General features: G+C 60.3%; 8 protein-coding genes. 7 read left to right on the top strand and 1 reads right to left on the bottom strand.

The annotated features are described in order from the left end of the window. Nucleotides 1-119: 119 nt before the first annotated feature. The 7 genes from HX846_RS29715 (at nt 120) to HX846_RS29685 (ending at nt 6,196) form a co-directional block, all read left to right on the top strand. Nucleotides 120-701, top strand: coding sequence for an alpha/beta hydrolase (locus tag HX846_RS29715; RefSeq protein WP_003211820.1), 582 nt, complete (start codon nt 120-122; stop codon nt 699-701). A 48-nt stretch (nt 702-749) separates the two neighbouring features. Further along, nucleotides 750-1,670, top strand: a complete 921-nt coding sequence (locus tag HX846_RS29710) for a sigma 54-interacting transcriptional regulator (RefSeq protein WP_178966745.1) — start codon at nt 750-752, stop codon at nt 1,668-1,670. A 232-nt stretch (nt 1,671-1,902) separates the two neighbouring features. Then, on the top strand, nt 1,903-2,685 hold the full coding sequence (locus tag HX846_RS29705) for a MetQ/NlpA family ABC transporter substrate-binding protein (protein ID WP_003211822.1): 783 nt from the start codon (nt 1,903-1,905) through the stop codon (nt 2,683-2,685). A gap of 560 nt (nt 2,686-3,245) precedes the next feature. Continuing rightward, complete coding sequence (locus HX846_RS29700; protein ID WP_003211825.1) at nt 3,246-3,911, top strand: amino acid ABC transporter permease; 666 nt, start codon at nt 3,246-3,248, stop codon at nt 3,909-3,911. Continuing rightward, nucleotides 3,892-4,551, top strand: coding sequence for an amino acid ABC transporter permease (locus HX846_RS29695; RefSeq protein ID WP_178966743.1), 660 nt, complete (start codon nt 3,892-3,894; stop codon nt 4,549-4,551). Before HX846_RS29700 ends, HX846_RS29695 begins: the two co-directional genes overlap by 20 nt. Continuing rightward, on the top strand, nt 4,548-5,324 hold the full coding sequence (locus HX846_RS29690; RefSeq protein ID WP_003211829.1) for an amino acid ABC transporter ATP-binding protein: 777 nt from the start codon (nt 4,548-4,550) through the stop codon (nt 5,322-5,324). Before HX846_RS29695 ends, HX846_RS29690 begins: the two co-directional genes overlap by 4 nt. Then, the gene (locus tag HX846_RS29685; RefSeq protein WP_008435828.1) at nt 5,321-6,196 is read left to right on the top strand and encodes a transporter substrate-binding domain-containing protein; all 876 of its coding nucleotides are present in this window, start codon (nt 5,321-5,323) and stop codon (nt 6,194-6,196) included. The genes HX846_RS29690 and HX846_RS29685 overlap by 4 nt, the downstream gene beginning before the upstream one ends. A 134-nt stretch (nt 6,197-6,330) precedes the next feature. Here HX846_RS29685 and HX846_RS29680 read toward each other — a convergent pair. Continuing rightward, on the bottom strand, nt 6,331-6,825 hold a 495-nt coding region (locus tag HX846_RS29680; protein ID WP_178966741.1), incomplete at its 5' end, for an AAA family ATPase.

Below are 6,825 nucleotides of genomic sequence, written 5' to 3'. Positions count from 1 at the left end.
TGATTTGGCTTTTAACACTCGATTTTTGGTTATTAATAAATAGCTTCTTATTCCTTAACGAATATATACCCCGTGCCTATACTGACCCACAACGTTAAACGCTGCAGGAGGGCACACCCATGCACAGCGAGTCGATTCGTTATCTGATCGTGCCGGGCTGGCAAGGATCGCCAGAAGATCATTGGCAAAGTCATTGGCAGAACAGCCTGCCCAACAGCGCTCGTGTGGAGCAGGCCGACTGGCTCACCCCACGCCGCGAAGACTGGGTGGCAGCCCTGGCCGAAGCCATCGCCGCCGACAGCACCCCGGTGATTCTGATCGCCCACAGCCTGGGCTGCATCACCGTCGCCCATTGGGCGGCCACCGCACCGGTGCAATTTCTGCGTCAGGTACGCGGCGCCCTGCTGGTGGCCCCGGCCGATGTCGAACGCCCTGCCTGCGCACCCGCCCTGCGTAACTTTGCGCCAATCCCCAGCCACCTGTTGCCCTTCCCAAGCCAGGTCGTCAGCTCCGACAACGACAGCGCCGTCAGCGCCACCCGCGCCTTGGAACTGGCACGTAACTGGGGCGCCGAAGCGGGAATTCTCGCGGGCGCCGGGCACATCAACGTGAAGTCCGGCCATCAACGCTGGGAACAGGGTTTCGCCTACCTCTATCGCCTGCAAAATCGCCTGGAACATCACTCCCGGCGCCGTGCATAAAATTTTTTAAACGCCCCTTCCCCTTCGTGGATGGGGCGGGAGCCTGCCATGAGCCTGCATGAAACCTTCGGTCAGCCCCTGCTGACCTTCCCCGACGCCGAAAAAAGCCCCCTGAGCATTCGTGCCAAGGCGCTGGTGTTTGTCGACCCGCGTTCGCGGCAACTGCGCGAAGACCTCGAAAACCTCGCCCCCCGCGCCTTGCCCGTGTTGATCCGCGGCGAAACCGGCAGCGGCAAGGAGTTGCTCGCCCGGCATATCCACCGTGGCAGCGACCGCACCGGCCTGTTTGTCTCGGTGAATTGCGGCGCCATCAGCCCGACATACGCCGACGCCGAACTGTTCGGCTACGCCGCAGGCAGCCACAGCGGCGCAGCCAGCAGCCTCGCCGGCTGGTTTGGCTCGGCCAACGGCGGCACGTTGTACCTGGATGAAATCGGCGACTTGCCGCTGCCAATCCAGGTCAAGCTGCTGGCGGCGCTGGAAAACCACGAAGTCACCCGCGTCGGCGCCCATCAGCCAAGCCCGGTGGATGTGCGGCTGGTGGCGGCCACCAGCATCGACCTCGCCCAGGCCGTGGCGGCCGGCAAGTTTCATGAGCGCCTGTTCCATTACCTCAGCGAAGGCCAACTGGAGCTGCCCGCACTGCGCGAGCGGGTGGGCGACATCCTGTCACTGGCCGAATATTTCCTCGGCATCTACAGCCAGCGCCTCGACCTGCCGGTGCCGCTGATCAGCGACGAAGCCCAGCGCGTGCTGGAGCATCACAGCTGGCCGGGCAACACCCGGGAGTTGGAGAACGTGATTCACTTTGCCTTGCTGGTCAGCAGTGGCGACGAGATTTTGCCTGAGCATTTGAACCTGCCCGTGGCGGGTTCACCTGTGGAGCAGGTGCGGCGAATTCTTGGCCACGCCAGCGCCGCCGAGGTTGAAGCCCTGAAAAGCTATCTGAAAGAACACGCTGTTTTGTAGGAGCCCGGCTTGCCGGCGATGGCGTCCTCAGGAGCATCGCAAGGCTCAAGACCGCCATCGCCGGCAAGACGGGCTCCTGCATGAACAAAATGGAATATCAAAGTGAATAAAAAGTATTGTTCTGGAATAAAAAACCTCGGTATTGTCCGCTCCACGCCGCGATAGCACTTCGCTGGCATCCACTAAAAAAGCGGCCGTCCCAGACGACCCGGATTTTCGATAAGGACACTGCATGAAAAAGGTTCTGTTGTTTACCGCATTGGCGGCTGCCCTGACCGCAAGCTTCGCCCAGGCCAACGAGAAACTGGTGGTAGCCGCTACCCCGATCCCGCACGCCGAGATCCTTGAGCTGGTCAAGCCGACCCTGGCCAAAGAAGGCGTGGACCTGGAAATCAAAGTCTTCACCGACTACGTACAACCGAACGTACAGGTGGCCGAGAAGCGTCTGGACGCCAACTACTTCCAGACCCTGCCGTACCTGGAAAACTTCAACAAGGGTAAAGGCACCAACCTGGTCACCGTAGTGGGTGTGCACGTTGAACCCTTCGGCGGCTACTCGAAAAAAATCAAAAACATCTCTGAGCTCAAAGATGGCGCCACCGTGGCCATTCCGAACGAAGGCAGCAACTCCGGCCGTGCCCTGCTGCTGCTGCAAAAGGCTGGCGTGATCACCCTGAAAGACCCGACCAACGCCCTGGCCACGCCGAAAGATATCGCCAGCAACCCGAAACACCTGAAATTCAAAGAGCTGGAATCGGCGCTGCTGCCACGCGTCCTGGACCAGGTTGACCTGGACCTGATCAACACCAACTACGCCCTGGAAGCGGGCCTGAACCCGGCCAAGGACGCGTTGATCATCGAAGACGCCAAGTCGCCGTACGTGAACTTCCTGGTTGCCCGCCCGGACAACAAGGACAGCGACGCGATCCAGAAGCTCGCCAAAGCCCTGACCAGCCCTGAAGTGAAAGCTTTCATCGAGAAGAAATACAACGGCGCGGTCGTGCCGGCGTTCTGATCGAACCCAAAAACCTCCTTCAAGGTTTAAACGCCGACGGCTTCTACAGCGTCGGCGTTTTTTATGGCTGGAACACAATCGAAATGTGGGAGCGGGCTTGCTCGCGAATGCGGTGGGTCAGCCAACACATCTGCTGACTGATACACCGCATTCGCGAGCAAGCCCGCTCCCACATTTGGGACTGTGTCAGCTCAGAGATTCCGGCTATTGATGGCCCTGCGCAGTGCCACCAGCCACTTCACCAGTTCCTGCGGATCAATCGGTTTTGCCTCGTTCATCGCTCATTCCCTCGCCTGTTGGTTGGCCGTCAGTCTGGCCACGCGCTGCCTATCCCTGAAGTGCAGCTCCGATAAAAAGACCCTTCCTACTTCCCCGGGAACAGTAGCTGTCATCCATCTGCACCGCGAATCCGCAGGTTATCTATTTGGGTGATATCAATATGCTATTTCGGTATTTAAATTTTGCTTTTTATACCTTTAAAGTCGGCGCTACCCGGCGTTACCCACGCTGGACCGGACCGCACCAACGCCGCTTTACCCCTGCGGCGTCAGGGATTTCAGATGACCTTCGATTACGCATTTATCCTCAGCACGCTGCCAGCGTTTCTCAAGGCCGTGGGCGTTACCCTGCAAGTCGGCCTGATCGCCATTGGCACCTCCATGCTGGTGGCCTTGATCAACGCCGCGCTGCTGGTGTTTCGCACGCCCTACGTGTGGCGCCTGGTGGCGCTGTACGTGGAGTTGGCGCGCAACACACCGCTGCTGATCCAACTGTTTTTCGTCTATTTCGCGTTGCCGGCCCTGGGGCTGAATATCTCCGGGTTCTGGGCGGCAATCATCACCATGACCTTTCTCGGCGGCGCCTACCTCACGGAAGTGTTGCGCGCCGGTGTCGAGGCGGTACCGCTGGCACAGATCGAATCGGGCAAGTCCATCGGGCTGTCCCACTGGCAACTGCTGCGCCATGTGATCCTGCCCCAGGCCGGGATCCTCAGCCTGCCGGCGCTGTTTGCGAACTTTATTTTCCTGCTCAAGGAAACCACGATCGTGTCGGCGGTGGCGGTGCCGGAGATTCTCTACACCACCAAAAGCTATATCGCCCTCTACTACAAAACCTACGAAATGCTCGCGGTGCTCACGTTGATCTGCGTGCTGTTATTCCTGCCGCTGTCGCTGCTGCTCAGCCGCCTTGAAAGGAGGCTCCAGCATGGCCAGTTCGGGTCTTGAATTACTCTGGGTGTCCTTGCCGCAACTGGGCAAGGGCGCGGCGCAAACCCTGTCGATCTCGTTCTTGAGCATCGCCTTCAGCACCGTCGGCGGCGTGGTGTATGGCGTACTGCGCACGTTGAATTCGAGAGCGATCAACCTGGTGCTGCGGATTTACCTGGAGCTGTTCCGTGCCATTCCGGTGTTGGTGTGGTTGTACTTGCTGTTCTTCGGCCTGCCGATTTTCTTTGGCCTGAGCATTCCGAGCTTCTGGTGCGCCGTGCTGGTGTTGTCGCTGTGGGGTGCCAGTGAAGTCGGCGAAGTGGTGCGCGGTGCGTTGCATTCGTTGCCCCGAGGCCAGCGTGAAGCCGGCCTGTCGATTGGCCTGTCGGACCCGCAACTGTACGGCTACGTGCTGTTGCCCCAGGCCCTGAAACGGATGACGCCGCCGACCATCAACGTCTACACCCGCATCATCAAGACCAGCTCCCTGGCGGTGCTGATCGGTGTGGTGGACGTGATCAAGGTCGGCCAGCAAATCATCGAGCGCACCTACGAGTCGGTGTTGATCTACGGCGCGCTGTTCCTGTTTTTCTTCTTTATCTGCTACCCGTTGTCGGCCGCCTCCAAGGTGCTGGAACGGCGCTGGGCCCAAGCATGAGCGCATTGATCGAGTTCCAGGGTTTCAACAAGTTTTTCGGCGACCAGCAGGTGCTCGACGGCATCGACCTGAGTGTGCAAAGCGGCGAAGTGGTGGTGATCCTCGGCCCCAGCGGTTGCGGCAAAAGCACCTTGCTGCGGTGCCTCAATGGCCTGGAAGTGGCCCACAGCGGCAGCCTGCGTTTTGCGGGCAAGGAGCTGCTGGACAAGGCCACCGACTGGCGCCAGGTGCGCCAGGACGTGGGCATGGTGTTCCAGAGTTATCACCTGTTCCCGCACATGAGCGTGCTCGACAACCTCCTGCTCGGCCCGCTGAAAGTGCAAAAACGCGAACCCCGCGAAGCCCGGGCCCAGGCAGAAAAACTGCTGGAACGGGTGGGCCTCTCCGACAAACGCGACGCCTACCCGCGCCAGCTGTCGGGCGGCCAGCAGCAACGCATCGCCATCGTCCGCTCGTTGTGCATGAACCCGCAGGTCATGCTGTTTGACGAAGTCACCGCCGCCCTCGACCCGGAAATGGTCAAGGAAGTACTGGAAGTGATCCAGGGCCTGGCCCGGGACGGCATGACGCTGCTGATCGTCACCCATGAAATGGCCTTCGCCCGCGCCGTCGCCGACCGCGTGGTGTTCATGGAGGCCGGCCGCATCCTCGAACAAAACACCCCCGAGGCATTCTTTACGAACCCGCAAACCGCACGCGCGCAGCAGTTCCTGGAGAAGTTCTCCTTCGTTTCAACACTGCCCAAAAGAACCAAGGAACTGGAGCTGTCATGAAAACTGCCAAGTTGTTATTCCCCCTGTTCGGCCTCGCTTTGCTGGCCGGCTGCAATAAGTCCGAAGAGCCCGCCAAGACGGCTGCCGCTGCCACCCCGGCACCCGCTGCGGTGAGCTACATCGACAAGATCAAGGCGCGGGACAAGCTGATCGTCGGCGTATTCACCGACAAGCCGCCGTTTGGTTTCGTGGATGAGTCCGGCCGCTATGTCGGCTTCGATACCGACATCGGCCGCCGTTTCGCCAAGGACCTGCTAGGCGACGAGAACAAGGTTGAATTCGTCGCCGTAGAGCCGGCGAGCCGCATTCCGTTCCTGCAAAGCGACAAGGTCGACCTGATCCTCGCCAACATGACGGTGACGCCGGAGCGCAAGGAAGCGGTGGACTTCACCAACCCGAACCTGAAAGTCGCGGTGCAGGCCCTGGTGCCGCAGGACAGCTCGGTGAAGAGCCTGGACGACCTGGCGACCCGCACCACCATCGTCACCACCGGCACCACCGCGGATATCTGGCTGACCAAGAACCACCCGGACTGGAAACTGCTGAAGTTCGAGAAAAATTCCGAGTCGCTGCAAGCGTTGTCGGCGGGCCGTGGTGATGCCTATGCCCAGGACAACCTGGTGTTGTTCAGCTGGGCCAAGCAGAACCCGGGCTATCGCGTGCTGGAGCAGAAACTGGGGGATGAAGCGCCGATTGCGCCGGCGGTGAAGAAGGGCAACATCGAATTGCGGGATTGGGTGAATGCCGAGCTGGCGAAGTTGGGCGAAGAGAAGTATTTGCTCAAGCTGTATGACCAGTATGTTCGCAAGGAACTGAGCGATGACACCAAGCCGGAAAGCGTGATTGTTGAAGGCGGGAAGTGGCAGGGTTGATCAGTTAGCTGTTGGGTGACTGATCTACCGTCTTCGCGAGCAAGCCCGCTCCCACGTTCGACCGAGTTCCACCTTTGGAATGCGGACAAATGTGGGAGCGGGCTTGCTCGCGAAGAGGCCCTCACAGGCACCGCCTAACTGGGCCAATGCCACGCCGGCTCATCCAGCACCCGCTGCCCCACCACCTGCGTCTGCCCCATCACCTTCTCCAGCACGATCGAATTACACCCTTCATCCTGCTGCAACGCCGCAATCAAGCGGCTGGCATGGGACACCACCCACACCTGACACTGCTGCGACACCTGGATGATCAGCCGCGCCAATGCCGGCAACAGGTCCGGGTGCAAGCTGGTTTCCGGTTCGTTCAATACCATCATCGTCGGTGGCCTCGGCGTCAGCAGCGCCGCCACCAGCAGCAAGTAGCGCAAGGTCCCGTCCGACAGCTCCGCCGCCGATAACGGCCGCAGCAACCCTTCCTGATAAAACTCGATGGCAAAACGGCCGCCCTGCAACGGCTCGATATTCAACCGTGCGCCCGGAAACGCATCGCTGATCGCCCGCTGCAACGCCTCGGGGTCGCCGATCTCGCGGATGGTCTGCAACGCCGCTGCCAAGTCCCGCCCATCGTG

Origin of the sequence: Pseudomonas sp. K5002 (assembly GCF_013386655.1) — a bacterium.
In the GTDB taxonomy this organism is placed as follows: Bacteria; Pseudomonadota; Gammaproteobacteria; order Pseudomonadales; family Pseudomonadaceae; genus Aquipseudomonas.
Note: the sequence above shows the minus strand (reverse complement) of the source record. Positions and strands in the feature narration are given on the sequence as shown.

Coding starts and splice junctions, on each gene's coding strand:
- HX846_RS29705 (WP_003211822.1), top strand. CDS start 1,903: ATGAAAAAGGTTCTGTTGTTTACCGCATTGGCGGCTGCCCTGACCGCA.
- HX846_RS29715 (WP_003211820.1), top strand. CDS start 120: ATGCACAGCGAGTCGATTCGTTATCTGATCGTGCCGGGCTGGCAAGGA.
- HX846_RS29695 (WP_178966743.1), top strand. CDS start 3,892: ATGGCCAGTTCGGGTCTTGAATTACTCTGGGTGTCCTTGCCGCAACTG.
- HX846_RS29690 (WP_003211829.1), top strand. CDS start 4,548: ATGAGCGCATTGATCGAGTTCCAGGGTTTCAACAAGTTTTTCGGCGAC.
- HX846_RS29700 (WP_003211825.1), top strand. CDS start 3,246: ATGACCTTCGATTACGCATTTATCCTCAGCACGCTGCCAGCGTTTCTC.
- HX846_RS29710 (WP_178966745.1), top strand. CDS start 750: ATGAGCCTGCATGAAACCTTCGGTCAGCCCCTGCTGACCTTCCCCGAC.
- HX846_RS29685 (WP_008435828.1), top strand. CDS start 5,321: ATGAAAACTGCCAAGTTGTTATTCCCCCTGTTCGGCCTCGCTTTGCTG.